The organism is Algoriphagus halophilus, assembly GCF_041729275.1.
GTDB lineage: Bacteria > Bacteroidota > Bacteroidia > Cytophagales > Cyclobacteriaceae > Algoriphagus > Algoriphagus halophilus_A.
Genome location: NZ_CP146486.1, coordinates 2,370,431 through 2,395,538, shown reverse-complemented (window position 1 = coordinate 2,395,538; position 25,108 = coordinate 2,370,431). Strand labels below are relative to the sequence as shown.

The 25,108-nt window shown below is 38.0% G+C and carries 27 protein-coding genes, 1 tRNA gene and 3 pseudogenes; 16 read left to right on the top strand and 15 right to left on the bottom strand.

Translation table 11 applies throughout. The features are described 5' to 3' along the window. Positions 1-15 precede the first annotated feature (15 nt). Both V8V91_RS12860 and V8V91_RS12855 read right to left on the bottom strand, forming a co-directional pair. The gene (locus tag V8V91_RS12860) at positions 16-1,011 is read right to left on the bottom strand and encodes a class I SAM-dependent methyltransferase (protein WP_373400439.1); all 996 of its coding nucleotides are present in this window, start codon (positions 1,009-1,011) and stop codon (positions 16-18) included. Between the two features lie 190 nt (positions 1,012-1,201). Continuing rightward, a pseudogene (locus V8V91_RS12855) lies at positions 1,202-2,190 on the bottom strand (aspartate-semialdehyde dehydrogenase). Positions 2,191-2,412: 222 nt separating this feature from the next. On the opposite strand from V8V91_RS12855, the gene V8V91_RS12850 reads away from it, so the two are divergent. Together V8V91_RS12850 and V8V91_RS12845 are read left to right on the top strand one after the other, a co-directional pair. Continuing rightward, positions 2,413-3,579 (top strand): hypothetical protein, encoded by a 1,167-nt coding sequence (locus V8V91_RS12850; RefSeq protein ID WP_373400437.1) that lies wholly within the window; start codon positions 2,413-2,415, stop codon positions 3,577-3,579. A gap of 62 nt (positions 3,580-3,641) precedes the next feature. Beyond that, on the top strand, positions 3,642-4,883 hold the full coding sequence (locus tag V8V91_RS12845) for a hypothetical protein (RefSeq protein ID WP_373400435.1): 1,242 nt from the start codon (positions 3,642-3,644) through the stop codon (positions 4,881-4,883). Positions 4,884-5,011: 128 nt separating this feature from the next. On the opposite strand, the gene V8V91_RS12840 is transcribed toward V8V91_RS12845, so the two are convergent. Then, positions 5,012-5,326, bottom strand: a complete 315-nt coding sequence (locus V8V91_RS12840) for a hypothetical protein (RefSeq protein WP_373400433.1) — start codon at positions 5,324-5,326, stop codon at positions 5,012-5,014. A gap of 47 nt (positions 5,327-5,373) precedes the next feature. On the opposite strand from V8V91_RS12840, the gene V8V91_RS12835 reads away from it, so the two are divergent. Beyond that, a complete protein-coding gene (locus tag V8V91_RS12835) occupies positions 5,374-5,757 on the top strand; it encodes a TraR/DksA C4-type zinc finger protein (protein WP_074225459.1) in 384 nt (127 codons plus the stop codon). A gap of 41 nt (positions 5,758-5,798) precedes the next feature. Further along, positions 5,799-6,324, top strand: a pseudogene (gene scpB / locus V8V91_RS12830) (SMC-Scp complex subunit ScpB). 76 nt (positions 6,325-6,400) lie between these two features. On the opposite strand, the gene V8V91_RS12825 reads toward scpB, so the two are convergent. The 4 genes and pseudogenes from V8V91_RS12825 to era form a co-directional block, all read right to left on the bottom strand. Then, a complete protein-coding gene (locus V8V91_RS12825) occupies positions 6,401-6,988 on the bottom strand; it encodes a SprT-like domain-containing protein (RefSeq protein ID WP_373400431.1) in 588 nt (195 codons plus the stop codon). Between the two features lie 65 nt (positions 6,989-7,053). Continuing rightward, positions 7,054-7,251 (bottom strand): hypothetical protein, encoded by a 198-nt coding sequence (locus tag V8V91_RS12820; RefSeq protein WP_373400430.1) that lies wholly within the window; start codon positions 7,249-7,251, stop codon positions 7,054-7,056. Positions 7,252-7,327: 76 nt separating this feature from the next. Continuing rightward, positions 7,328-8,641, bottom strand: a complete 1,314-nt coding sequence (gene der, locus V8V91_RS12815) for a ribosome biogenesis GTPase Der (RefSeq protein ID WP_074225455.1) — start codon at positions 8,639-8,641, stop codon at positions 7,328-7,330. Positions 8,642-8,643: 2 nt separating this feature from the next. Continuing rightward, positions 8,644-9,536: pseudogene (gene era, locus V8V91_RS12810) on the bottom strand (GTPase Era). A 382-nt stretch (positions 9,537-9,918) separates the two neighbouring features. Between era and V8V91_RS12805 the strand changes: the two are divergent. Beyond that, positions 9,919-9,991, top strand: a tRNA-Met gene (locus V8V91_RS12805). A 219-nt stretch (positions 9,992-10,210) separates the two neighbouring features. Here the strand turns inward: V8V91_RS12805 and V8V91_RS12800 are convergent. The 3 genes from V8V91_RS12800 to V8V91_RS12790 are packed head-to-tail and all read right to left on the bottom strand — an operon-like array spanning position 10,211 to position 11,585. Continuing rightward, complete coding sequence (locus tag V8V91_RS12800; RefSeq protein WP_373400428.1) at positions 10,211-10,714, bottom strand: hypothetical protein; 504 nt, start codon at positions 10,712-10,714, stop codon at positions 10,211-10,213. Further along, the gene (locus V8V91_RS12795; RefSeq protein WP_373400427.1) at positions 10,711-11,001 is read right to left on the bottom strand and encodes a hypothetical protein; all 291 of its coding nucleotides are present in this window, start codon (positions 10,999-11,001) and stop codon (positions 10,711-10,713) included. The genes V8V91_RS12800 and V8V91_RS12795 overlap by 4 nt, the downstream gene beginning before the upstream one ends. Further along, positions 10,986-11,585: a hypothetical protein gene (locus V8V91_RS12790; protein WP_373400425.1), complete on the bottom strand. Its 600-nt coding sequence runs from the start codon at positions 11,583-11,585 to the stop codon at positions 10,986-10,988. Before V8V91_RS12790 ends, V8V91_RS12795 begins: the two co-directional genes overlap by 16 nt. A 225-nt stretch (positions 11,586-11,810) precedes the next feature. Here V8V91_RS12790 and V8V91_RS12785 point away from each other — a divergent pair, with 225 nt between their 5' ends. The 6 genes from V8V91_RS12785 to V8V91_RS12760 all read left to right on the top strand — a co-directional run bounded on the left by V8V91_RS12785 (position 11,811) and on the right by V8V91_RS12760 (position 18,647). Then, entirely contained in the window at positions 11,811-13,382 is a 1,572-nt protein-coding gene (locus tag V8V91_RS12785; RefSeq protein ID WP_373400424.1) for an RHS repeat-associated core domain-containing protein, read from the top strand. A gap of 268 nt (positions 13,383-13,650) precedes the next feature. Then, positions 13,651-14,478 (top strand): hypothetical protein, encoded by an 828-nt coding sequence (locus V8V91_RS12780; protein WP_373400422.1) that lies wholly within the window; start codon positions 13,651-13,653, stop codon positions 14,476-14,478. A 92-nt stretch (positions 14,479-14,570) separates the two neighbouring features. Then, positions 14,571-15,857, top strand: coding sequence for an RHS repeat domain-containing protein (locus tag V8V91_RS12775; RefSeq protein ID WP_373400420.1), 1,287 nt, complete (start codon positions 14,571-14,573; stop codon positions 15,855-15,857). 521 nt (positions 15,858-16,378) lie between these two features. Continuing rightward, positions 16,379-17,125 (top strand): hypothetical protein, encoded by a 747-nt coding sequence (locus tag V8V91_RS12770; RefSeq protein ID WP_373400418.1) that lies wholly within the window; start codon positions 16,379-16,381, stop codon positions 17,123-17,125. An 86-nt stretch (positions 17,126-17,211) separates the two neighbouring features. Beyond that, positions 17,212-18,120 (top strand): T9SS type A sorting domain-containing protein, encoded by a 909-nt coding sequence (locus V8V91_RS12765; RefSeq protein ID WP_373400417.1) that lies wholly within the window; start codon positions 17,212-17,214, stop codon positions 18,118-18,120. Beyond that, positions 18,117-18,647 (top strand): hypothetical protein, encoded by a 531-nt coding sequence (locus V8V91_RS12760; RefSeq protein WP_373400416.1) that lies wholly within the window; start codon positions 18,117-18,119, stop codon positions 18,645-18,647. Before V8V91_RS12765 ends, V8V91_RS12760 begins: the two co-directional genes overlap by 4 nt. A 553-nt stretch (positions 18,648-19,200) precedes the next feature. On the opposite strand, the gene V8V91_RS12755 is transcribed toward V8V91_RS12760, so the two are convergent. Both V8V91_RS12755 and V8V91_RS12750 read right to left on the bottom strand, forming a co-directional pair. Continuing rightward, entirely contained in the window at positions 19,201-19,728 is a 528-nt protein-coding gene (locus tag V8V91_RS12755; RefSeq protein ID WP_373400414.1) for a TolB family protein, read from the bottom strand. A 149-nt stretch (positions 19,729-19,877) separates the two neighbouring features. After that, on the bottom strand, positions 19,878-20,114 hold the full coding sequence (locus tag V8V91_RS12750) for a hypothetical protein (protein WP_373400412.1): 237 nt from the start codon (positions 20,112-20,114) through the stop codon (positions 19,878-19,880). A gap of 195 nt (positions 20,115-20,309) precedes the next feature. On the opposite strand from V8V91_RS12750, the gene V8V91_RS12745 reads away from it, so the two are divergent. The 3 genes from V8V91_RS12745 (at position 20,310) to V8V91_RS12735 (ending at position 22,252) form a co-directional block, all read left to right on the top strand. Next, positions 20,310-20,690, top strand: coding sequence for a Rieske 2Fe-2S domain-containing protein (locus V8V91_RS12745; RefSeq protein WP_373400410.1), 381 nt, complete (start codon positions 20,310-20,312; stop codon positions 20,688-20,690). 132 nt (positions 20,691-20,822) lie between these two features. Then, complete coding sequence (locus tag V8V91_RS12740; protein WP_373400409.1) at positions 20,823-21,692, top strand: DUF5777 family beta-barrel protein; 870 nt, start codon at positions 20,823-20,825, stop codon at positions 21,690-21,692. Between the two features lie 11 nt (positions 21,693-21,703). Beyond that, a complete protein-coding gene (locus V8V91_RS12735; protein ID WP_373400408.1) occupies positions 21,704-22,252 on the top strand; it encodes a YceI family protein in 549 nt (182 codons plus the stop codon). 14 nt (positions 22,253-22,266) lie between these two features. Here the strand turns inward: V8V91_RS12735 and V8V91_RS12730 are convergent, their stop codons facing one another. Continuing rightward, the gene (locus V8V91_RS12730) at positions 22,267-22,989 is read right to left on the bottom strand and encodes a GlxA family transcriptional regulator (RefSeq protein ID WP_373400407.1); all 723 of its coding nucleotides are present in this window, start codon (positions 22,987-22,989) and stop codon (positions 22,267-22,269) included. A 2-nt stretch (positions 22,990-22,991) separates the two neighbouring features. Next, positions 22,992-23,243 carry a hypothetical protein gene (locus tag V8V91_RS12725; protein WP_373400406.1) on the bottom strand — a complete coding sequence of 84 codons (252 nt, stop codon included), beginning with the start codon at positions 23,241-23,243 and terminating at the stop codon, positions 22,992-22,994. Positions 23,244-23,369: 126 nt separating this feature from the next. Here V8V91_RS12725 and V8V91_RS12720 point away from each other — a divergent pair, with 126 nt between their 5' ends. Next, a complete protein-coding gene (locus V8V91_RS12720; RefSeq protein ID WP_373400405.1) occupies positions 23,370-23,795 on the top strand; it encodes an SRPBCC family protein in 426 nt (141 codons plus the stop codon). Between the two features lie 4 nt (positions 23,796-23,799). Continuing rightward, complete coding sequence (locus V8V91_RS12715; RefSeq protein WP_373400404.1) at positions 23,800-24,249, top strand: SRPBCC domain-containing protein; 450 nt, start codon at positions 23,800-23,802, stop codon at positions 24,247-24,249. A gap of 70 nt (positions 24,250-24,319) precedes the next feature. On the opposite strand, the gene V8V91_RS12710 is transcribed toward V8V91_RS12715, so the two are convergent. Then, positions 24,320-24,730, bottom strand: coding sequence for a DoxX family protein (locus V8V91_RS12710; protein WP_373400403.1), 411 nt, complete (start codon positions 24,728-24,730; stop codon positions 24,320-24,322). Between the last annotated feature and the right edge of the window lie 378 nt (positions 24,731-25,108).

Here is a 25,108-nt window from a genome sequence, read left to right as displayed (position 1 = left end):
CCTGTAAGGACGACCCTATTTAACTCTTCTACACCAAATTAATTTATAGCCATTGTTGGTTTTTGTACCTATTAAAAAGTCCTCCCCACCATCTTTTAACCCTAATTTCTTTTTCAGCTCGTTTGTACCTTGGACATAGTTACGGGTGATCACATTTGCTTTCCCCTTTGGAAGAATTTTCTTGATCTCTTTTTTATTTGCCGCGACTTCTTGAATGACTTTAAAAACTCTACCTGGAATGTTTTCAGGAAGGACGTCACTGGTATAAATGTGGCTATTTGGCTCAAGTTTTTTCAATTTGAATTGATTTCCATATAGCTTGAATGCTCCGGCTTTTAGAATTCCACTCATCGGTTCAATTAGATATTCGGCGATCTCTCCAAATTCAGACACAGCTTTCTCTTCCTGTTCCAAGGAAAAGGAAAATGCTGGTAGATCACTTCCTAAATCATGTGCTTCAATTCTTTTCCCAGATAAGTTTTCACCTTTTTTCCAATGTAGCAGAAGTTCTTTGACCTCATTTTTTGAAGATACGATTTGAATCAGTTGAATATCTGGTAATTCTAAAAATGCTTGGGAAATGTCCAGCATAGGAGAAGCTTTGATCAAGATTTGCTCCGATTTTTCCGTAAGCTGGTCCCAAACAGAAACTACGTCAGGTTGACAGTCTTGGAGTTTATATAACTTCTGATTGGCATCACCCCTTCTGGCAGGATCAACATAGATAAGGTCATAGTTCCGTTTGTTGGATAATAAATGAGCTAGTCCATCTCCCGCTACGAATTCAAATTTGCCAGGAGCAAGGTGTTCCAGATTATAGGAAGCGATTTGGGCAAGCTCCTCTTGATATTCACAATAGGTTGCTTTTTTAAAACCTTGACTTAAATAAAAGGAATCCACACCAAACCCACCAGTCAAATCGATCATCCATTTTCCTGAAAGACCTTTGGATTTGAATAAGGCAGTCTCTTCTGATGAGGATTGCTCTAGGGAAATACTGGCTGGAAACACAAGATTTGGATCTTTTGCCCAAGAGGGAAGTTTCTTGGAAGTTTTCTGTCTGGCCGCGATTTGATGGACAGCAGTTTTCAGGTCAAAAATTGTTTTTCCTTGATATTTAAAAGCAAAAGTGCAGGATCTTCCTGGAGATGATCCTGCACAAATTTTTGAAATTCGGGACTATGAACGTCTTCCCAGTTCATCAAACTAGGCTATGTTCTTTTAAATACTCTGCAATTTGAACTGCATTAGTTGCTGCACCTTTTCGAAGGTTGTCAGCCACGATCCACATATTCAAGGTATTTGCTTGAGATTCGTCTCTTCTTAATCTTCCTACAAACACTTCGTCCTTCTTATGAGCATGGATAGGCATTGGGTATACAAAGTTGGCAGGATCGTCTTGAACTATGATTCCAGGAGTTTCTGAAAGTAATTTTCTTACTTCATCTAGATCAAAATCCTCTTTGAATTCTACGTTAACAGCCTCTGAATGTCCACCCATAGTAGGGATTCGAACGGTAGTAGCAGTTACTTGAATACTATCATCAGAGAAGATTTTTTGGTTTCGTTGATCATCTTCATTTCCTCTTTAGTGTATCCATTTGGTTGGAATACATCGATGTGAGGAAGTACATTCATGTCTATCTTGTGAGGGTAGACCATTTCAGGGGTCTCTCCTGCACGTTCTGCCATCATTTGATCTACCGCAGCTTTTCCCGTTCCTGTTACCGATTGATAGGTAGAAACTACGATTCTCTTGATTCCATATCGCTGACGCAAAGGTTCCAATGCCAATACCATTTGGATGGTTGAGCAGTTTGGGTTTGCAATGATTTTATCTTCAGCTGTGAGTTCTTTTGCATTGATTTCGGGCACCACTAACTTCTTACTTGGGTCCATTCTCCAAGCAGAAGAATTGTCTACTACGATAGTTCCAACTTCTGCGAATTTTGGAGCCCATTCCAAAGAGGTACCTCCTCCAGCTGAGAAAATTGCAATTTCAGGTTTTAATGAAACAGCTTCAGCAAGGCCAATCACGGTATACTGTTTACCCTTGTACTCAATCTGTTTACCTACAGATCGCTCGGAAGCAACTAATAGAAGTTCGTCAAAAGGGAAATTGTGCTCATCCAGCACCTCTAAGATTTCGGAGCCCACCAAACCGGTAGCTCCTACCACTGCTAATTTCATCAGACTGGTTTTTAATAGGTTGTTTTTATTTTGGATTGCAAAAGTAATGGCTATGGGTTCATTTTCAGGATAATCTGCTAAAAAATTTATCAAACTCGAGTTAAAATTCTATCCTGAAACTACTAATAGTTTAATATTCATCAGTATATTTAATTATTAATTTTTTAATTAATAAACTATGAAGCCTTTATTTTTGGGTTCTAATTTATTGGTTCATCTTTTTTGCATGGCACTTTTTTATGCCAAGCGTCAGAAGTTCATGCACAAACTCAAGCCTTCGAACTTGATTTTAATCCGGTAACCTTTCCATCCCAATTTTTGCCAGGATGGTATGGAAATGAGGTAAGAAGTTCCAATACAAGAATTTTCCAAGCCAAGGGGCAAGGGATTAATCAATCTAATGCTTTGGCGGTTCAGCCAATATCAACCTTTAATGGAGAGTTAATAGTCAGGCTTTCCGTTTCAGAATTTTCAGCACCAATAGTCCAATTTTGGGCAAAGTCCAGAAAGAATGGAAATGGAAGCAGGGTTGCAGAAGTTTATTATTCTTGGTCAGAAACATTACAGGGTGGATTTTTAACTTCCATGATTTTGGGTTCCCAAAATGAATTTGCAAATGAAAACCAAGAGTTTCGAAGATTTGAACTTGAAATTCCTAATGAATTTAAAGGTAAAGATGTGGTATATCTAAAACTTGAGATCAAATATGGCCCTGGAGCTGGGACTTGTGCTCGCTGGCTCATAGATGATTTTATGTTTGGAGATATAGCTGAAGACACTTTGCCTCCTACTGTTCAAATGGTTCGAGGTTTTAGTGAAAATGAAATTCAGGTTGAATTTTCCGAAGCTATTGATTCGGTATTTTCAATTATCCAGCTCAACTATAAACTAGATGGTCAAGAGCCAGAGTTGGTGAGATTGGATAATGATTCTTTAGCTGTTTTGACTTTTTCAAATCCGCTTGCTCATGGAAAAGAGATTAATCTACAAATTTCTCAAATACCTGATTTAGCGGGGAATTTTATCAAGGATACTTTACTCAGTTTTCGGTACCATGATCCCACGTTAATCCCTTACAAATCTCTTGTCATCAATGAAATCATGCCTGCCCCCAAAGCAGATTTGGATTTGCCTAATGTGGAATATGTGGAGCTGAGAAATAACCTGAATTATCAGATTCGTACCGGAGACATGAAATGGTCTAATTCCAGAAATACAGTCGAATTGCCTGATGTTTGGATAAATCCTGAGGAGTTAATTTTGCTGGTTCCATCAAACCAGCAAGAAGAAATGAATGATTTTGGGTTACTGATTCCTATGGATTCTTGGCCAACCCTATTGAATACAGGAGATCGATTGGAATTAAATGATAAGGGGGAAACCTGGTAGACCGTATAAGCTATTCTTCAGAGAGTTGGGATGACCCAGGATTAAGGAATTCGGGGTTTAGTTTGGAAGTAGTAAACCCATTTTTGGATTGTGAGCAATCGGCTTTTCTATTAGCATCTAATTCACCCCTCCGAGGCACCCCAGGAAGTGAAAACTCGGTCTTTGATTTAAGTCCTGATGAGATTTCTCCTTGGATTCAAGAAATTAAGTTTTTGGATTCATTGACCTTGCAAGTGCAATTTTCCGAACCAATCACATTGGACTTCGAGGAAATAAAAAATCAACACGAATTGAATATTGATACAGTTTATTTGAGTGGTCCGAATACTTTAAAGCTTGAATTACAAAGTGCAGCTACAAAATCTATTGAATATGGATTGGATTTGAGTTCTATTCTTGATTGTACAGGGAATGGTTTAGAAAAACCACTAGTAACTGTGATTTTGCCAGCAAGTCCTTTGAGAGGTGATGTAATCATCAATGAACTATTATTTAATCCTAAATCAGGTAGACCAAAGTATGTGGAATTATACAATAGGAGTTCGAATTACGTACAAATTGGGAACCTTCAGTTAGGAAATCTGGATGAAAATGGTCTTCCGGATCAGCTCAAAAAGGTCAGAGAGCAAGGCTTTATTTTTCCTCCCCAATCGTATTTGGCTATCACGACAGATACTATTTTGCTTCAACAGGATTTTCCTAAATCTGCAAATGGGAATTTTCTTCAGATGTCTACTTTGCCCAGTTATCCAATTAGTGGAGGAACAGTAGTGCTAGTTTCGGAGGAACAAGAATTGTTGGAAGAATTTTCGTTTGATGAGGAAATGCACCATCCATTATTAAGAGATCCAAAAGGAGTGTCCTTAGAAAGGATATCTTTTAATACTCCTTCCAATATAAAAAGCAATTGGCATTCCGCGTCTGGGGTAGAGGACTATGGAACTCCTGGTAAGAAAAACTCCAATTCATTTACAGGAGAGTTTGGATCACAATTGATTACCATTAGTCCAGAGGTATTTGATCCAGAAGGAAATAATGGGAATACGTTCACTGTAATATCTTATGAATTGGACCAGTCTGGTTGGGTGGGGACTTTTGAAATTTATGATGTAGGAGGTAGAATTATTGAAGTCCTGGATCGAAATGCAATTTTAGGTAATTCAGGAATGTATACTTGGAGTGGTACAGATGATTCAGGAAGAAAGGTAAGGCCTGGTTATTATGTATTATTGGTGGAACTGTTTGATTTACAGGGACAGGTGATCAGATTTAGAAAAACGATGGTGGTAGCGACTCAATTTTAACTTTCTTGAAATATTTCTATTAGTTGACAGGAAAAATAAATAAATTAGATATAATAAATGGAGAACTATGGAAAGAGACCTCATTACCCTTGCCCTACAGAATCTTTGCATACAACAAGGAAAAGACCCTAAAGAAGTACATCAATATTTGCTGATGAAGTATAGAATGGACGTGGATCTTCTGGTGCTGCAAAAAAGATTAGAGAAAATTTTAAGTGAAGAGAAAGCTGTTGCCTAACAGCTTTTTTTGATCCATTCCTTTGATTAAAATCATATTTATCAATTAATACAACTTGGGAAAAAGTGCAGAAATTTATAATGTATTGATAATGAGAAGTGTTTTTATTTTTTAGTTTAATTTGATTTCCGTTTCCCGCTTTTTTAAATTCTTCTCCGTACTTAATCTTTGTAATTAAGCTAGCTAAATGTATTTTAGGGAACATTTATTGAAAATATTCGTCCCAAGTATATCATCTAATCCCAGCGTATTATGAGTCAGGAAGGTAAGACCGCTTACTCTGCGAGTGAGCTAAAAGAATTCGAAGAGATCATTCTTCAGAAGTTATCAGTAGCTAAGGAAGAATTACATTCGTTAAAGGAAACTTTGAGCAAGAAAAATGATAGTGGGACTGATTTTACTGCCTCAACATCAAAATTGCTTGAAGATGGTGCAGACACGCTAGAGCGAGAAAGCCTCAATCAATTGGCCGCTAGGCAACAAAAGTTCATTATCAATTTGGAGAATGCATTGATACGTATTAAAAATGGAACTTATGGTGTGTGCGTGGATACAGGAAAATTAATTTCCAAGGAGCGATTAAAAGCTGTTCCCCATACGATGCATTCAATTGAAGCGAAACTGGCTAAAAAGTAATCTGATCATTGGAATTTCTTCATAGGCATATTGAAGCATTGATATTTTGTGCCCCTTCCCCATTAGGGGTAGATGAAATTGGGAAGTGTCTTACAGAAATGTTTGAGGCTGAGGTGCCCAAAGATCATGTCGAAAAAGCTATTGAAGAATTAAGGGAAAAGTACGACTCAGAAGAGTTTTCTTTTGCATTGGAAAATCTCGGTGGAGGCTATCAATTCCTAACCAAACCTGCCTACCAGACTAGTATTAGTATTTTGCTCAAGCAACAATCCCAAAAAGATTGTCCACAGCTCAGTTGGAAACCCTTTCCATCATTGCGTATAAGCAGCCTGTTACCAAAGGGGATATTGAGCAAATAAGGGGGTGAATTCTGATTATTCAGTTCAAAAGCTATTGGAGAAAGAATTGGTGGAAGTCAAGGGTAAATCAGATGGAATAGGCCGGCCATTACTTTTTGGAACTTCTGACAAATTCATGGAGTATTTTGGTATTAATTCCATTCAGGATCTTCCTCAACCGAAAGATTTTTCCCAACCGGAAAATCAGATTGGAGAGGAGAAAGAGTGATATGATACTAAATGTAGGGGGTAACCAGTTGGAAACTGAATTTATTCCAGCGGCTGTATTTTTGCCAATTGAGCGATCAAGTATTTTTTCCGGTATTTACCTCTTCGCAAAGTACTCTTGTTCTTCTAGTTTCCCCTTTTCTGAATACCCTTCCAGAAATAGTAAAGTTACTTCCTGGTTTTAGGTCAGATAAAAAGAAGGTGTCATTTCCTGGTAGATGCTTGTCATATTTACTCATTTCCTTCATCAAAAACAGATCTGCTGCCGAACTTGCTTTTGGGTTTTTCATATGCTTTTTGAGAGGGATCAGAATATCTATTGGAAAGATATTCTCCCTTAAAAATGGAAAGAGAAGTTGTTGGAAAGTAGACTTCCATTCTCTTCCATGCGGGGCGATTCCATACCCAAATTTTGTGAATGCGTGTAAGTGGGCGACCTCATGGACGAATGTTAAAAGGAACTGATAAGGGTTCAGATCAGCATTTAACGTGATGGTTTGGAACTGCTGGTCTTTTCTATATCTGAAGTCTCCGAGTTTTGTTTTTCTGCTGGATGTAATTTTAAAATGGAATGGTCTTTCTTCCCAAAGTTTGAGACAAGGGTCCACTGCATTTGCAGGTAAGTGTTTTGAGAAAACTTCTTCCAATTTTGAGGGAGCAAGCATGGCGTAAAATACAAAAAAAAGAGTCCCGAAATTTCAGGACTCTCAATTTTAGGAAGTGGTTTATTTTATTTTACCTCTTCAACCGTTTCTTCAACGATTACAATCTCAGTAGAGTCAGAAGTAGACTCTTCAATGATCACTTCTTCTTCAACAGTTTCAACTGTTTCAGTTACTTCTACAGTCTCTTCTTTCACTTCTTTATTACCGCAAGAAGTAGCGAACATTACGCTGGAGATTGCGAAAATTGCAAATACTTTTTTCATTTGTTGTGATTTTCTTAATTACAGTACAAAGTATTATAGGATTTCGCAATTAAACAAGAGACCGTTTAAATATTTTTTACTTGTTTTTATAAATAATTTTTACAGGCACTCCGTCGAATTCAAAGTTCTCTCTTAAACGATTTTCTAAGTACCTCGTGTAAGGAGATTTGATGTATTGAGGAAGGTTGCAGAAGAAGGCAAAAACGGGGTTTTTGGTCGGTAACTGTGTGACATACTTGATTTTAATATACTTCCCTTTCCACGCTGGGGGAGGATATTTTTCTATTTCAGGAAGCATGACATCATTCAGCTTTGAAGTCTGTACTTTTCGTGTTTTGTTTTCATAAACTTTTACTGCCAGTTCGATCGCCTGAAAAATTCGTTGCTTCTCTGTCACTGATGTAAAAATTATGGGGATCCACTTGTTTTCTCCCAAGCGCTCCAGCATATCTTCCTTCACTTTGTTCATGGTCTTGTGGTCCTTTTCAATCAGATCCCATTTATTAACCATGATCATGATCCCTTTATTATTTTTGATTCCTAAGGAAATCAAGTTCATGTCCTGGGCTTCTAAACCTCTAGTAGCATCTACCATAACGATGATGACATCGGATTCTTCCAAGGTTCTTAAAGATCTCATCACAGAGTAAAACTCAATGTCTTCATGAACTTTGGCTTTTTTCCTAATTCCGGCAGTATCAGTGATGATAAAATCTTGACCGAAAAGTTTGTATCTCGTATGAATGGCGTCTCTGGTCGTACCTGCTTCATTGGTAACGATTGATCTTTCTTTTCCAAGTAAGGCATTCAAGAAAGACGATTTACCCACATTGGGTCTTCCTAGAATGGAGATTTTAGGAATTCCGGCATCTGGGTCTTCCGTTCCTTCATCCTCGAAATGTTCAACAACTTTATCCAATAAATCACCAGTACCGCTTCCACTGGCAGCGGCAATAGGGAATACCTCAAAGTCACTTATGCCTAAAGAATAGAATTCTGCTGACATAAAGCTGAGGTCTTGATTGTCTGCTTTATTGGCTACAATGTAAATGGGCTTCTCTGTGCCTCTCAGTTCATTTGCAAACTCCATGTCTAAATCAGTTAATCCGTCGTGGCAATCCACCACAAATAGGATTACATCCGATTCTTCTACCGCAAGTTTTACTTGTTTTCTAATTTCAGCTTCGTAAATGTCGTCCGAACCGGTCACATATCCGCCCGTATCGATGACTGAGAAAAATTTACCGATCCATTGAGCATGGCCATAATGACGATCACGGGTCACACCACTCATGTTGTCCTCGATCGCTTTTCTCTCCTCTACCAGTCTATTAAATAAAGTAGACTTACCTACGTTGGGTCTACCTACAATTGCTACAATATTTGCCATAATCAAGTTGGGTCGTACCCAAATTTTTTCAGTTTCAATTTATTTTTTCTCCAGTCTGACTCCACCTTCACAAAGGTTTCGAGCATGACTTGCTTACCAAAGAATTTTTCCAACTCCTCTCTCGCCTCAATTCCTACTTTTTTAGAGCTTTCCCTTTTTCTCCTATAATAATTCCTTTTTGACTATCCCTTTCCACATAAATAGTAGCCCGGATTCGGATGATTTTGTTCTTTACATGAAATTCTTCAATGTTTACCTCGGAACTGTAAGGGATTTCTTTTTTATAGTTTTTGAAAATCTTCTCACGGATAATCTCAGAGGCAAAGAACCTTTCTGAGCGGTCAGTAAGTTCCTCCTTATCGTAAAAAGCAGGGTGCTCAGGAAGTCTGGCTAGTATTTCCTGTAAAATTTTGTCGGTATTGAATTTCTCACCGGCCGAAATTGGGATTACTACTGAAGATTTAATTCTGGAAGTCCAATACTCGGTCACTGCATCTAATTGACCTTCTTTGGCTAGGTCTATTTTATTGATCACTAGGATGACTGGGATTCCAGATTGATTGATTTTCTCAATCACTTCTTCAATTTCCTCATCTGTTTCATACAGGTCAGTGACAAACAAGATGATATCCGCATCTTCTAGGGAGATGTTGACAAAACTCATCATGTTTTTGTGAAGCTCATACTGAGGCTTGAGCATCCCTGGAGTATCAGAAAATACAATTTGGTAATTCTCAGAATTGGTCAAGCCTAGGATTCTATGCCTGGTAGTTTGGGCTTTCGAGGAAATGATGGAAAGCCTCTCTCCAACAAGGATATTCATCAATGTAGATTTTCCTACATTGGGTTTGCCAATAATATTGACAAATCCGGCTTGGTGTTTTACTTGAGTCATTCTGAGAAATTTTCCACAAAGGTACTTGATTTTTAGACAATAGGGGTTTTTTGGTTTTCAGCAAAATAAAATTTGGTGAATTTTAAAAGATTTAAAGAAGTTTTTTTCAGATGATGAAACAGATTGGCCTTGAGAGGCTTGGGGGAAATTGTTTTTATCTTAATTGGAAGGAAAAAGGGTGAAACCTAATTATTACAAATTTTTTTTGGTTTGGTATTTTGCATTTGAAATTTAAACCACTACTTTTGTATCACAATTCGCCACAAGGGCAGATTCAGAACAGAATAATTCGCTTTAAAGCTTAAAAATATATTGCGGGATGGAGCATCCACAATAGCTATCGGGAGGTAGCTCGTAGGGTTCAATCAAGCAAAAGACATATCGCGGGATGGAGCAGTTGGTAGCTCGTCGGGCTCATAACCCGAAGGTCACAGGTTCGAGTCCTGTTCCCGCTACTAAGCAATTAGTTGATCGTTTTACGGTCAACTTTTTGTGTTTTAAAGGGTTTCTGGTGCGGTATGTAAATTCGAATCAAATGGAATTGATTCGAATTGTCCCCGATTCTGTCCCCCAATTCGTCCCCTTTTTCTTTTTTTAGGTTTTAGAGCATAGTGAAGCCAAGAATTAAGCAGTTTGCGAGAGTATTAATATGGTTTTCGTTTTTTGATTTCTAACTAGGAATCCCATTTCATTTTCCAAGCAGAAAATTCAGAAGGTCTGATCCGATACCGTGCAAAATTTCCTTCATGTAATCCAAGTAGTTCAGTTTCTACTACTTCAGCTAATCGGGATCTATCTGGTTCTTGCAATTTTTTTACTTCAGATTTTATTGCTAAGGATGCTTCTTCTTTTCCCATTGCATTACTTACGATTTGGCTGACGATCCCGCGTATTTCCTCCCGGTATTTCATTCGAAAAGGATCCGGCTCGCCAAGAGACTGACGAATGGCCGCATACCTTAAGGCAGACCGCTCATAGGCCCACAGAAACACATCCTTGAATAATTCGATGCGGTTTAATTCATAAATGCCAAGCATTCCTTTGATATAGCTTTCTTCAGGTACATCTATAAATGAAAGAGGGGCAAGGTTATGTTTGTTTAATGGAATATTGGCTGCCAATCTGGATACTCGCTTATTGATATCATCAAATGGTTGGAGATAGGGAAGTTGAATCAATACAAAAAAGCCTGCTCAAATGGATTTTCGATTTGGCTTACCTTTTCCAGGATTAGGTCAAAGGATTCTTCGATGAGTTGCGGAATTCCCAACGGAGTAAATACCGAATTGGTGATTCCCACGCCAAATGTTCTAAGCTTGCCGGATGCAGCCGGATTTGGCAACAGGTTGTTTGAAAGCAGGGCATGGAGATTAAGAAAAGTGTAGCGATTGAAGCCCACCCCATCAGACGATTCTACCAAAAACTCGATAGCTTCCTTGTGATTGAGAATCATCTGGGTTTCCATCGGAGACTTGTTCGAGGGGTTTTTCCGTTGTGGATTAACAACTCTGTATCCAACAAGGAATAGGTGTTCCCTTCCAGTCTGCTTGAATTCCAAGATAGGTCGATCAAAAGGCGATTTAATATTTCTCTGGCATAGGTTCCTGCTGGTTGTTCTCCATTCCTGGTATTTCCCCATTCAGCCAGTTTTTGTTTTTCTTCTCCGCTAAGAAAGCTGTCGATGTTGGGACGGTAATTTTCCAGGAAACTTCGTTCGTATCCGACAGGTTTTCGTTGTGCTACAGGACGTGAGACCAAGGCCCAAACGTCTTTGCCTTCTTGTGAAAGGGGAATGGTCGATTGAAGTTCCTTTTCTGATTTTATCTTTCCAGAATTATGGGTTTGTTCAGGGACATTTGCATAATACTTTGTGGATCGAGCTTCACCTTTTTTTAGAATCAGATTCTTTTCTATGAGGCTTTTTAGTCGTCTTTGAAGCGCTCTCTTTTCAATTTGAAATGGGAGCAATCGAAGGAGTTGTTCTATTCCTATTCCATCAGATGATGCAATTATATCTTTAATCAGTTGGAGCTCATCTCGATTTTCCATTTTTAATCCCATTTGTATCGCGACAATAATAGCATAAAAATGACGCAATAAGAAGAATAGCGTCACGATAATTGACGCAATAGTTAAATCGCGTCAAAAAATGGTTCAATACTTTTAAATGATCAATACAGCGTTGTCATTACCTACAATCATCTTAACCTTCCCAAGTCCATCATATTCTCAGGGACTGGGAGAAGCCTCACCTATTGGTACAATGCCGAAGGAGTGAAGGTTCGTCAGGTAAATGTAGAAGGGTCCACTACCACTACGTTGGATTATTTGGGGGAATTTGTATTTGAAAAAATCAATTCTGGAGCCAATACGCTGTCCTATATCATGCATGAAGAAGGACGCGCGGCCTATGAGAATTCAGCGTTCCAATACGAATTCTTCGTCAAAGACCACCTGGGAAATGTCCGTCAGGTAGTGAGAGCTCCGGTTTCTGCAATGAGGATCGCCACAATGGAACCGGAAAAAGCGGAGGAGGAGGAAGAGCTGTTTGACAATATCCGGGAATCCAGACAGGGAGCGGGTGAGCACAACAAGACTCCTGGAGGGTATGCGACGGCCTGGCTCAATGCGGATCGGGGGAGGATACTCGGGCCGTCCCGAAGTCAGGAAGTTCAGCAGGGAGACAGTGTGGAACTGGGAGTTTTGGGGAAATATGTGGATCCTAAGAAAGTCAGATTAAGCCCTGCCAGTTTCGTCCGTACAGGATTGGACCAAAAGATAATCCGAACCTTAGGCGAGTATGGTCAGACTCTAACCGCTGCTCCCAACGAAATAGCCATTGCCAATGTGATTGCCTTGGTAATCTCAGAACTTCAGCAAAAGCCGGCTCCTGAAGCCTATATGGGCTATGCGCTCTATGATTCTGATTCGGTTTTATATGAACAAGGAAAGGTCATCCTATCCAAAAAAGCCCGAAACAAACACGAAGAACTGATACAAAAGCTGGCGATCAAAAAGGATGGCTATATCGAGACCTATTTGGTCAATGAAACGGCTGAAAACGTTTGGTTTGACCAGTTCCGGATCATGAGTACAGGTCCGCTGATCGTGCAAGAGACCCATTATGATCCTTGGGGAGTGGATCTATCAGGTCTTGGTTACCAATATGGAGGAATCAAAACAAATCCGTATCTATACAATGGCAAAGAGCTGACAAGCGGCTTAGGCGTGATCATGTACGATTACGGTGCAAGATTCTACATCCCGGCGATTGGGAGATGGTTTGTGCATGATCCGCTGGCGGAAGATATGCGAAGGCATTCACCCTACAATTATGCATTCAATAACCCCATAAGGTTTATAGATCCAGACGGGATGGCCCCATATTCAATACAGGGTACTCCAGTAAATTCTGGAGAAAATGCAGCACAGGAGGATGGAGATTTCACCTATTCGGACGGATATGGAACCTATAGCGCTCGAAATAGTACAGGGTCAATATCCTTTGGTGGATCTTATACCACTGAAACCATTAAAACAGATTTGATAGTTTTCAGTAATGGTAGAACCGGAGAGATTTATCATTCCTACATTGAAAGCTATGTTGAGAGTACAGGAAGAGTAGTAGGTGGGAGTACTTTGGTTAATAATCAATTCCTTGGAAATGGAATTGGTATATATCCTATGTCTACTGGGAGACCTTCCGATATTGGAAGACCTTTAGCCACGGGCGCAGTATCTCCAGACTATACTATTGAAGGACTTACCTTTCCAATTCTTGGATTTCTTAAAGCATTAAAGCTTGGTAAGGCTGTTGCGAAGGGGAGGCTAATTATGATGACTTAGTAGAAGCAGCACAGAAACTTTATCCAAAAAAAGCAGGAAAATTTGAATTGCACCATCCTTTTCCTAAATATATGGGTGGTGCAGAAAAGCAAGATTTAGTTAGATTACCTGCGCCGTATCATCAACAAATAACAAATGAATTTTACAAATACTGGCCGAAGAAGTTACCTGGCCAACCAAGAGTTTATCCAACTGTACAACAAGCAAAAGAGATAATGGAGAATGTGTACAGTAAGTTTCCGTTACCCAGTAATTAAATCAAGCCTTTATGAAAGAATTTTGTGAATTACGAATAAATAATAAATTCGTTGAATTATTACCTAAGACTATTATTGGTAATGACATGGGCCCTGTCACGAGGGTTAAAATTGAAAAGGGAACATCTGAATATCAATTAACAAAAGAAATTGCTGAAAAAATCAAAGCTAAAAACAACGAGAGTTTTTTCTATGGTTGGGGCATCAATAGAAAATACAGTAAGTCGGAGTTGTCAAATGCTTTACTTTTCACATTGAATATTAGTGATGTTTTTGAGCCTACAGGTGAAGAATGCGGAACGCTTTATGATGAAACTGTAGCATGTGAGTTTTGCGGAGCAAACAGAAAACAAATAAGCTCCTTAATCCTCAAAAAGGGAACTATACCCAAAAAGGATATTGCCAAAACAATTGGTAGTGAAATTGTTGTATCAGAAAAGTTTGTAAACGCGGTAAGGCAGAGGAATTTGAAAGGCTTACAGTATAGTCCCACCAATATTGAAAAATATTACCAACTTAAAGCAAATACCGAGATTGATTTATCAGTAAATACTATTATTGTGGGAATCAACCCATTTGATTTATCAACAACTAGTGAAGGTGAAATTTATAAATGTCCGAAAGGCCACACAATTGGATTAAATCTTTTGTCAGAAGCTTATGTTTTAAATAGTCCATCAATTAGCGAATTCGATTTTTTAGTAAGCAAACAGAAGATCGGTGTTAAACGTGGATTGCTACGGCCAGAACCTTTATACTTTTGTTCACAGGCATTTAGGAAAATGATAGAAGATGAAAAGTTAAGAGGATTTGATTTTGAAATAGCCCACATCGAATAAAACATCAAAACCATCCCACTGCCTGGCTCAATGCCGATTGCAGAAGAATACTCGGCCCTTCCCGTAACCAAGAGGTCCAATAGGGAGACAGAGTGGAAATCGGAGTTTTCGGGAAATATGTGGATCCCAAGAAAGTCAGATTAAGCCCGGCTAGTTTCGTTCGAACAGGATTGGACCAAAAGATAATCCGAACCTTAGGGGAGTATAGTCAGAATCTGGCAGCTGCTCCAAATGAAATCGCCATCGCCAATGTGATTGCCTTAGTAATCTCAGAAGTCCAGCAAAAGCCGGCTCCGGAAGCCTATATGGGCTACGTGCTTTATGATGCAGACAGTAATCTATATGAATATGGAAAGGTCATCTTATCCAAAAAAGCCCGAAACAAACACGAGGAACTGATTCAAAAGCTGGCGATCAAAAAGGATGGGTACATAGAAACCTATTTGGTCAATGAAACGGCTGAAAACGTCTGGTTTGACCAGTACCGGATCATGAGTACAGGTCCGCTGATCGTGCAGGAAACTCATTATGACCCTTGGGGAGTGGATCTATCAGGTCTTGGTTACCAATATGGAGGTATCAAAACAAATCCGTATCTATACAATGGCAAAGAGCTGACAAGCGGCTTGGGTGTGATCATGTACGATTACGGGGCGAGGTTCTATATTCCTGCGATAGGGAGATGGTTTGTGCATGATCCGCTGGCGGAGAAGGCGAGAAGATATAGTCCATATAACTATGCCCTAAATAACCCGATGCGTTTTATGGATCCGGATGGGATGGAGGCGTATTCGGTGATGGGGACAACTGTTCTAACTGCTGAAAGGGAACCAGAGGACCCATTGACGAAAAGTGTGTTGAATGATGAAAATGTTACACCTTTAGGAGGGGATGATTGTGTTAATTGTATGAGCTTGCCAGAATTTACAGTAAGTGCCAAAAGAGAACAGCCTAATACCTCAAATAACAATAATTTTTTATTAATTACTTTTTCTAAAAGAGATCCCTATTCTGGTTTTTGGGGATATTTAGACTACTTTTTAAATGGAGGTATTTCAAATGGAGTACAGTATGATATTAAAGGTAATCCATTGGGATTGGCACCAATAACAGGGACTCCGCCAGATTTGATCGGAGGTCCATTAATGAGAGGTGACAAAGTGATTAAATTAGGGAAGTATGCTTTCAACTCGAGGTTTTTCCATAGGGTGTTTAAACCTAAGATCCTAAGTAAAGCAGGGGACTATTCCAAAATTGTAGGTAATAATCCGGATATAAGTTTAGAAGGGGTTTCTATTGTGTTAAAAGGAGCAACAAATGGACCATTTAAAGGCAAATCATTTAAAACCACATTAACAATTTTTGATTTAATATTTTAAAATATGAATTATTACAGTATTAGTTTTTATCTCAGCCAAGATAAATATCCAGAAATAAGTTCAGTTTTGGGATTGGATTTTGAATGGGATAATCAGACAGGTAGATTTGAATTCAATTGTGATTTTAAAGAAAATTATTGGACCTGTTTAAATAGAATTCTTGACATAATCGAAATAAATTCTGATAAGTTGGAATCAATTGGAATCAAAAAAAGAGTATTTCTATTTGGTTTGTCTCTGCAATGTCAGAACAAACAAATATTGAGTTCCCCCCCCAATTATTAGAAAAGCTTGGTAATTCAGGAGTCCATTTTTGTATTTCTTTTTATTGATAGGTAATACTTTATTTTAAAATAATATTCTTGAATCTTAACTATATATTTAGAATGAGAAGAATAATTTTATACTCGATAATTTTTTTTCTGTTTTTTGAATCCTTTGGGCAAGATCAGAATTGCTCCGTAATAAATACAGATGAGCCAGGTTTCATTAGGCCCTATGTTGGGAACAACCGGTTTTTATTGGGTGTGCTCAAGGATCATGGTATATTTCTACCTGAGGATTATTATGAAAGTTTGGATTCAAAGGGTCTTTATAAGGGGAAAAGTCTTGAAATGAAAGATTTACGTAAGCCAATGGATAATGGGAATGGAAAGAATAAGGATTCTAAAAATTCTCGTACACAAGTATTCCCTGGCACTGGCACCATATATTACCTCCCTGTCAGGATATATAATTATGCAAACAGTTCTGGTGAGCCTGCTTTTACTGATCAACAGATTTATGATTATTTCGCTGAAAATTTCAAGGCTTTTCGAACCCATGTAGGTTCTATAGAATTTTACATCAAATCAATTGAAGTTTTCACTAACTCAATATATTTTGATCTTTCTGAAGAGGAGAAAAGTTCGTTGTTCTCTGGAAATTTTGATGGGAATGCATTAAATGTGCATTTAGTTAGAAACGCTCCTTTTGCAGGGAGTGCAAATAGACCTGGAAGGAGATTAGTTGTTTCCTTAAATCAAAGTGATGAAACAACTTTAACTCATGAATTTGGTCATAATTTTAGTTTAACCCATACTCATGGAAATCAAGATACTTACAATGCTACATTAGATAATTGTGGTCAAGAACCTGTTAGTAGGTACATCTTACAGGGAGTTGGTTGCTTTAACTATAACAATTCAAAAAATGTGAAACCAATGGAGATGGATTTTGTGACACACCAGCTGATCCAAATCTTGGAAGAGGGAATACTGGTGTGGTAAATTCTAATTGTAATTTGGTGATAAGCAACCATGACTATCCAACAGATAATTGGGGAGCAACGTGGGTAACTGATCCAAAAAATATAATGTCATATGCGGAAAGAAAGGAATGTAGAGGGAAGTTTAGCTATAGTCAAGCTGCAGCGATGTTCTATGAGTTACAAACTTCTAAATTTAACTTTAAGTCTACCTCAGCAAATTATATCATTTCTGGACCTTCCTTACTTTGTCCGAATGCCACTTATACTTTCAATGCGCCTACTTTAAGTGGTGCAAATTCTTACCAATGGCAAGTTCCGGATGGCTGGATTCTATCAGGCCAGGGAAGTAGTTCTGTTACGGTGACTGTTCCAAATTGGGATCCAGGTGATCACTATATTTATGTGAATGCTTTTCCTGCCGGCAGCACAGGCTCTATAGCCCCCAAAAAAGTCACTTTCAATGATTCACAAATGAATATTACAGGACCATCCACTATTGCAGATGATGGATACTGTAGATCATATTATGTTGATAATCTTCCGGGTCTGAGTTATTATTGGTATACATCTGCTCCATCAGGTTCTGGGATTACTATATGTTCGGGGCAGAATTCCCATTTGGTAACCGTTAGTGCCAGTAGTGGGGCTCCTTCATTTTATTTGAATGTTTCAACACCTGGTCTGTGCGGTATTCCAGCCAACGCCAGTAAATATGTTACAGTCTCCAGTGATGGCGGCGGAGGTCCTATTGCTAGAATTTCTACGGGAGCGGAGGCTGTTTTTTATCCCAACCCTGTGATTTCCAATCAGGTCAGTTTTAGCATCCCAGAAACAGCCGACACTGACATTTTAAATGTGACAATTATGAGTAGCACTGACGCTATTCCAGTAAAGTTTCTTGAATGCTGGAGATCATCAGAACCTATTGATGTTAGTTCGCTTAAGTCAGGAGTTTATATCGTAACTTATGTTTTGGATGGAAAAATCCGTAACGCTAAACTTTTAATTCAATGAGGAATTTCCTTTTAATTTTGGCAGGTGCTTTGATTTCACTTTCATGCCAACCACAAGAATCACCGGGTGAACCACCGATATGGAGTCATTTTATCAGACTTGAAACAGCAGATGGAGAAGATTATTTTTCAGTAAAAGGGAACTATAAAATTTCAGAATTGAAATTATGCACAAATCTAAGTGAACCATTTTGTACTCTAGTAACTTCGGATACGCTTTACTATACCGAAAAAGATGGTTTCAAAGTAATTGGTGTAGGGAGAAAAGGTGATAGGTATTTAGATTTCGGAAACGGTGATATTGATACTTTAAGCTATCAATGGAGTCCAAATGTAGACCCTAGCAGTAACTTTAATAACCTCGATTATTTTGATGTTTTTTATAATGGAAAGAAAGTGTTTCGTTATGATTTTAAAAATGATACTCCCTCTTGGCAGGACCTAATGTTAAGAAATGGGAATAGGTTTAAAGAAAATTTAATTATTATCCCAATTGTCAAAGAGGACTTTAATGAGGGGGCTGATTAGATTTGTTGCAAAATATCCAAATGATGTATGTAGCATGACAAAATGGAAATAGTAGCAACAGGATTATCTAATCGTACTCTTCGTACAGCTCGTACATATCGCACGGTACGAATTGTTCGAGGTACGAAATTGGAAATCGTTCAAATGAATTTTGAATGGCTAAATTGCGGAATAACAAAATCCAGTTTAAGATCTTCGAATTGGAAATTATTTCGGGATTCGGATTTTGACTTCAAAAAAAAAATCATTCAAATCTCGAACGCCTTAATTGGCTCTCAAATCGTGATTTTATTGATAAATTCAGGTTGTAGATTAAAAACAATTCAAATGAATTTGAAATTTTTGACCTAAAATGAACCTGTCCCCCGATTTGTCCTCAATAAGTCATAAACTATTAATAACCAGTATTATAAAATAGTCCTGTTCCCGCTACTACAAGGACACTAGAAATAGTGTCCTTTTTTTATTTTCTGGATATTATGTCAAAGATTGGATACCAGAATTATCTGGGCGAATTCCCTAAATTGAGTCGATCAGAAATAATCAGCTTTTTTTAAAGATCCTCCAAAGCATACCGCACATATGCAAACTGGGTTCCTTCAGGATTCCAAGAAGGAACATTGATGGTTCCTTGGCCTCCATAAAATTCCTCAGTTAAATCATTTACATCTTTGGTTTGCAAATCAAGCAATCTCAGCTTTACCTGTCTGCCAAAAGGATGACTCTCTTTTTGATCCTCGATGTAGGTAATGATTGTTGCCACCTTGTTGTTCGGTGAAATATGGGCAAACCAATTAGAATGATTGTCAAAAGTCATTTGCTCTGAATCGGAACCATCGGGTTTCATCCTCCAAATTTGCATCATTCCAGACCTATAGGAATTAAAATAAATAAACTTACCATCAGGAGAATATTCAGGGCCATCATCCAGAACCGATTCCGACGTCAAACGTATTTCTTCACCTCCATGGGTGCTGATTTTATACACATCAAAATTATTGTTTCTCTGTGCACAGTACACAATATCTTTTCCGTCAGGAGAAACACCATGCCAATAGGATGGACTAAGTTCGGTGATCAATTCAGGTATGCCGCCATTAGCTTCTACTTGGTAGATATATGAACCTCCCTGTACATTAGGTTTTCCACTGGAAATAAATAGGGTTTCCCCATCAAAGGTATACCCATGATCGTTATTGGCTTTTTGGATTTCTCCGGTATATAAAGCCCCTAAATTTTTCCATCTAAGGCTATTTTCTCCAATTTTCCCGCACTGTTTATTAAGAGAAATGTTCCATCAGGAGACCAATTTGGGGCTTCGAAGTGTCTTTCCTCTTTTAAAATTAAAGTGGATTCTCCTGACTGAAGATCGTAAATGTATAAAGAGCTGATCACTTGCTTTCCTTCGGGAACCTGCGCTAGTAAGATATTGCTTAAAAGGAATAAGAGTAAGGTGATACGTTTCATCTGGTTGCTTCTGGGTTAAAAACTTGAATTCCATCAAGGATTATGGCTTTACTAATCATAAGATAATCAATTGAAAATAATCCAGATAACAAACACACTTCGTACTTAATTTTTAAGACAATCTTAATCTTTTGATAAGAATTGTCTAATGGGGATTTACTGAAATTGTTTCCTATAAACTTTACTCTTTTTATTATGAATGATAGAATTTCAAGGAATGAATTTCTGAAGTCTCTTGGTTTTAAAGGAGCATCCTTATTAGCGATTTATTGTGGTGCTTCCACCTTAACATCCTGTATTAATGAAGCAGGAGATCCTTCCGGTGGAGTAGGTGTTGATTTTACATTGGATTTGTCAGAGGCGGCAAATTCCAGTCTAAACACGGTAGGTAATTATCTAATTATCAATAAAGTAGTAGTGGCTAGGGTTTCGTCTGATCAATTTGCTGCAGTTACCCAGATCTGCTCACACGAAAATAAATCGAAAGTGATTTACCAAGGATCAGAATTTTATTGTACAGAACATGGAGCAAAATATGACCTAAATGGAGTGGGACTCAATTCCCATGGAAGATAGGGGATAAAAGCCTACAATACAGAATTTACAGGTACTCAACTTCGGGTTTTTGCTTAATTAACTGAATTCAAATGCCAACTACATTATTTAAAAAACCATCCTAACGCTATTCCTAGGTTTTTTTCTCAGCTCGTGTTTTCTCAAGATGATTTGTTGAATATGCTAAATGAAGAGGTGGGAAAAGAAACGGTGTATACGCAAGCTACTTTCAAGGCTTCCCGTCTCATCAATGGGCAGACCGTAGAAACACTTTCCAAAAACCATCTTAATTTCTGGATTTCTCACCGGTTTGGATCGGTAAACTCTGGATTTCTTTCCAATTTCTTTGGATTGGATGAAGCCCGCATCCGCCTTGGATTGGAATATGGATTGACTGATAAATGGTTGATTGGAGTCGGAAGGAGTTCTGAAGAAAAGACGTATGATTTCTATACCAAGTACAAGTTACTTCGACAATCCACAGTATTTCCTTTCACCTTGTCTGCTTTTGGAAGTTTGGCATTGAACACCATGGCTACAGGCTATACCATGAACTCTGGTAGTGAAATGAGATTTTATAACAATACAGAAAGGCTAACCTATACCACACAGGCTTTGATTGCTAGAAAGTTCAATGAAAAATTTTCATTTCAGTTCATGCCAACCTTCATTCATATCAATAAGGTAGAAAATTCCTTGTTTGAAAATAACTTGTTTTCACTTGGTGCAGGAGGTAGATATAAGATCAGTAATCGGTTGACATTCTCCTTAGAATACTATTTCAATTTTGTTGATAGGGATGCATATCAGCTAGCTACGGGCCAGGTTTATCCATATCATAATTCCTTGTCTATGGGTTTTGATATAGATACTGGTGGCCATGTGTTTCAATTGCATTTCACCAATGCTCGAGGAATGATAGAAAGACATTTCATTGCCTTGAATACCGGAACCTGGGAAAATGCGGATATTTTCTATGGGTTTAATATTTCAAGAACATTCAGCTTTGATAAAAAAAGATAGCCAAGGATAATATGAAACTGATAAAATTTAAACTCGTTTTACTGTTGTGTTTTAGTAGTGTAATGGCTGCTGCCCAAACGCTCTATTCCACAACCAAAGGAGAGGTGTCGTTTTATTCCGATGCTCCACTTGAAACCATAGAAGCAATCAATAAGTCAAGTGCAGCAATTTATAATGCAGATAACCAAGAGCTGGCTGTTCAAATCAGAATAACAGAATTTGAATTCCAAAACAAATTGATGCAGGAACATTTTAATGAAAACTACCTGGAAAGTGAGAAGTATCCTACTGCGGTGTTCAAAGGAAGAATTAAAGAAAAGATAGCTGCTGGGAATTCTGGGAATTATCCAGCTACTGCAGAAGGAAGTATGACTATACACGGAGTTACAAAGGCGGTGACTATTCCTGGGACGATCCAGAGTTCAGGAGGCCAACTAAAATTTGATTTTAAGTTTCCCGTAAAACTCGAGGATTATAAAGTGGAAATCCCCACGATCGTATTTAAGAAAATTGCCGAAGTGGTGGAGGTAAGTGGATCCATGACTTTGGTGAAAAAATAGATTGACAGACTCTCCTAATTTTGGGAGAGTTTATTGTATTTATTCCTATACTCATTTGGAGTCAATCCTGTAATCTTTTTGAAAGTGGTTCTAAAGGCTTTAGTGTCAGAATAGCCTACATCAAACATGACTTCGGAAATATTCTTCATGGTGGATTCAAAGCTTCTTTTGGCAGCTTCCACTTTGACTCGTTGGATGTATTCTAAAACAGAATTGTTGGTCACTCTTTTAAATCTTCGTTCAAAGCTCCTTCTTCCTACCGCTACTTTTTCGGCTAGGGCTTCAACAGATATTTTATCTTCTATCATTTCTTCTATTAGCTCCTGAGCCTTTTTTACTGCCTCATCTTGATGTCGTTTTTGACCAGAAAAAATGGTGAAGGCAGATTGACTGTTTCTATCTATGTCAATGGCAAAATACTTCGCTAAAACAATAGCAGTTTCTCGGTCAGTATATTTTTCCACAAGGTGTAAAAGAAGATTCCAATATGAGTTGGCGCCACCACTGGAATAAAGGCCATTCTCTTCAGTGACAATACTCCCATCCTGTACATCAATTTCAGGATACATGTCACGGAATTGATCTATAAAACCCCAATGAGTAGAGCATTTTTTGCCATCTAATAGTCCAGTTGCTCCCAAAAAGAATGTTCCTAAACATAAGGAGGCAATTTCTACCCCTTGATGATATTGGTCTTGAAGCCATGGGATGAAGGCACGGTTAGTTGAAATCGCCAAATTTAGATCTCCAAATAAAGGGGGATGATGATGAGGTCAGCTTTTTTGGCATCTTTGATCAAAAGATCGGGTTTTATTAAAAAATTGGGCCCGGAAGGTTCAATCGTCTCTTTCAGTCCAATAAGCTTCACTTGAAATGGAGCAGGTCTACCTGACTGAAGAGCCATAAGATTTACGGTGCTAAAACAATATTGAGTGGCCGGAATCACCTGAGTCACAGCATGCTCTAATGCTAGAATGTAAATTGTTTTCATGAACTAAAAATACATAGTCTTGTCGTAAATAGCCTCTAGTTTGTCTAAATTGTACATGGTTTTTGGATTTCCAACAATGTACTTTTGAATAAGAAATCAGGTTAAGCCTATTTAAATAATTAGAATATGACAACATCAGAAAAAACTAAAATCACTGTACAAGTTTTGGTCAATTCCCCGATAGAAAAAGCCTGGGATACTTGGGTTAATCCAAAACACATTGTGAATTGGTATTTTGCTTCTCCAGATTGGCATTGTCCAACATCAGAAAATGATTTACAAGCAGGAGGTAATTTTAAATTCAGAATGGAGGCAAAAGACGGTAGCTTTGGATTTGATTTTGGAGGAGTTTATCAAGAGGTGGTCAAGCATCAGCTGATTAGTTATATCCTAGATGATACACGTACTGTCAGAATCACATTTGAAGAAAAAGATGGGAAGGTGTTGATTCTTCAGACTTTTGAAGCAGAGGAAGAAAACTCCAAAGAGATGCAAAAGGATGGATGGCAGGCCATATTGCATAATTACAAAAGCTATACTGAAAACCTTTAAAGAGATGGAAAAACTTAAATTTGAAATTGTCATAAATGCGGATCCTTCGCATGTTTTTAAGGTGATGCTTGAAAAGCCTACCTATGAAGAGTGGACTGCTGTTTTTTCTCCAACCTCAACATTTGAAGGATCTTGGATAGAAGGGAGTAAAATATTGTTTGTTGGGGAAGATGAACAAGGTCAGAAAGGTGGAATGGTCAGCAAAATTGATAAAATAATTCCCAATGAATTTGTGAGCATTTTGCATCTTGGAGTATTCAAAAATGGCGAGGAAGACTTAGATTCTCCTGAAGTGAAAGAATGGGCAGGAGCTCATGAAAATTACATTTTTGTCAATCAAGGGAAACAGACCTTATTGAAGGTCGAACTTGATTCCAATGAGGAGTTTGCCTCCTATTTTGAGGGGATTTGGCCCAAGGCTTTATCAAAACTCAAGGAAATTTGCGAAAAATAATTTTTTAATTACGAAGGTTTACCCTTTCTTTTTTGGTTTAATGAAATATTAAAAGAGTAAAGAGCCTTTTTTACCACTTAAAAAAGGCTTCTTTTTTCTTTTTAAGTCCGTCAACAGAATATTTTCCAGGCCCCATGATAGCAATGGCTATAAATACGACAATAAATAATAGCGGTTTTTCTTTGGTACCAAAAGGATCATCGGCATGCGCATAGAATGCAGCAGTGAGCATTGTTAGGATCAGGGGAATAGTAGCAAGCCTTGTTTTAAATCCAACCATGATCAAAGCAGTACAAATAACTTCTGCAATGATTGCCAATGCCAAGGATATTTCTGGTCCTAGCCCAAACGGGTCATGAAATCTTACAGGACCTTCTCCGAATAATCTGCTGATTTTAGGAATACCATGGGTAAGCATCATAGCTCCAGCGCTCAAGCGAACGAATAATTTTCCAGCATTTTTTAACACAGTATCCATCATGATTAAGCTATTTCTAGTTGAATAGATTAAATTATAATTATTACGTTCATTTAAAACCAGATTTATAGAAACTGCTCTATATTATTAACAATCGGTATCAGGGCGTTTATTAAGTAGATTTTTTTTCAAAAACCTATGTCCAATTATTTCCCCAATCTGGGGAATTTCGGTTTGAAAAAATGGGCGTTTTAAGTAAGTTTTTTAAGTTTTTACTGACAGCTTGTCACCATTGTTCATGAAATAATAATATGTAATTGAATTATTCTAATAATGTACTTTAATTTTTTCTATGGAACCATTGATTTATACAATTGGCTATTTTCGGTATGATGGTTGTTCCAAAAAGCCTATGCTCAATCTTTAAAATAGCATAAAAAT

What these genes read in the sequence shown, in the direction of transcription:
- V8V91_RS12720 (WP_373400405.1), top strand. Translation starts at nt 23,370, where the DNA reads ATGACAACATCAGAAAAAACTAAAATCACTGTACAAGTTTTGGTCAAT.
- V8V91_RS12780 (WP_373400422.1), top strand. Translation starts at nt 13,651, where the DNA reads ATGAAAGAATTTTGTGAATTACGAATAAATAATAAATTCGTTGAATTA.
- V8V91_RS12750 (WP_373400412.1), bottom strand. Translation starts at nt 20,114, where the DNA reads ATGAAACGTATCACCTTACTCTTATTCCTTTTAAGCAATATCTTACTA.
- V8V91_RS12710 (WP_373400403.1), bottom strand. Translation starts at nt 24,730, where the DNA reads ATGATGGATACTGTGTTAAAAAATGCTGGAAAATTATTCGTTCGCTTG.
- V8V91_RS12745 (WP_373400410.1), top strand. Translation starts at nt 20,310, where the DNA reads ATGAATGATAGAATTTCAAGGAATGAATTTCTGAAGTCTCTTGGTTTT.
- V8V91_RS12840 (WP_373400433.1), bottom strand. Translation starts at nt 5,326, where the DNA reads ATGTTCCCTAAAATACATTTAGCTAGCTTAATTACAAAGATTAAGTAC.
- V8V91_RS12835 (WP_074225459.1), top strand. Translation starts at nt 5,374, where the DNA reads ATGAGTCAGGAAGGTAAGACCGCTTACTCTGCGAGTGAGCTAAAAGAA.
- V8V91_RS12725 (WP_373400406.1), bottom strand. Translation starts at nt 23,243, where the DNA reads ATGAAAACAATTTACATTCTAGCATTAGAGCATGCTGTGACTCAGGTG.
- V8V91_RS12825 (WP_373400431.1), bottom strand. Translation starts at nt 6,988, where the DNA reads ATGCTTGCTCCCTCAAAATTGGAAGAAGTTTTCTCAAAACACTTACCT.
- V8V91_RS12760 (WP_373400416.1), top strand. Translation starts at nt 18,117, where the DNA reads ATGAGGAATTTCCTTTTAATTTTGGCAGGTGCTTTGATTTCACTTTCA.
- V8V91_RS12795 (WP_373400427.1), bottom strand. Translation starts at nt 11,001, where the DNA reads ATGGAAACCCAGATGATTCTCAATCACAAGGAAGCTATCGAGTTTTTG.
- V8V91_RS12765 (WP_373400417.1), top strand. Translation starts at nt 17,212, where the DNA reads ATGTCATATGCGGAAAGAAAGGAATGTAGAGGGAAGTTTAGCTATAGT.
- V8V91_RS12820 (WP_373400430.1), bottom strand. Translation starts at nt 7,251, where the DNA reads ATGAAAAAAGTATTTGCAATTTTCGCAATCTCCAGCGTAATGTTCGCT.
- der (WP_074225455.1), bottom strand. Translation starts at nt 8,641, where the DNA reads ATGGCAAATATTGTAGCAATTGTAGGTAGACCCAACGTAGGTAAGTCT.
- V8V91_RS12715 (WP_373400404.1), top strand. Translation starts at nt 23,800, where the DNA reads ATGGAAAAACTTAAATTTGAAATTGTCATAAATGCGGATCCTTCGCAT.
- V8V91_RS12735 (WP_373400408.1), top strand. Translation starts at nt 21,704, where the DNA reads ATGAAACTGATAAAATTTAAACTCGTTTTACTGTTGTGTTTTAGTAGT.
- V8V91_RS12790 (WP_373400425.1), bottom strand. Translation starts at nt 11,585, where the DNA reads ATGGAAAATCGAGATGAGCTCCAACTGATTAAAGATATAATTGCATCA.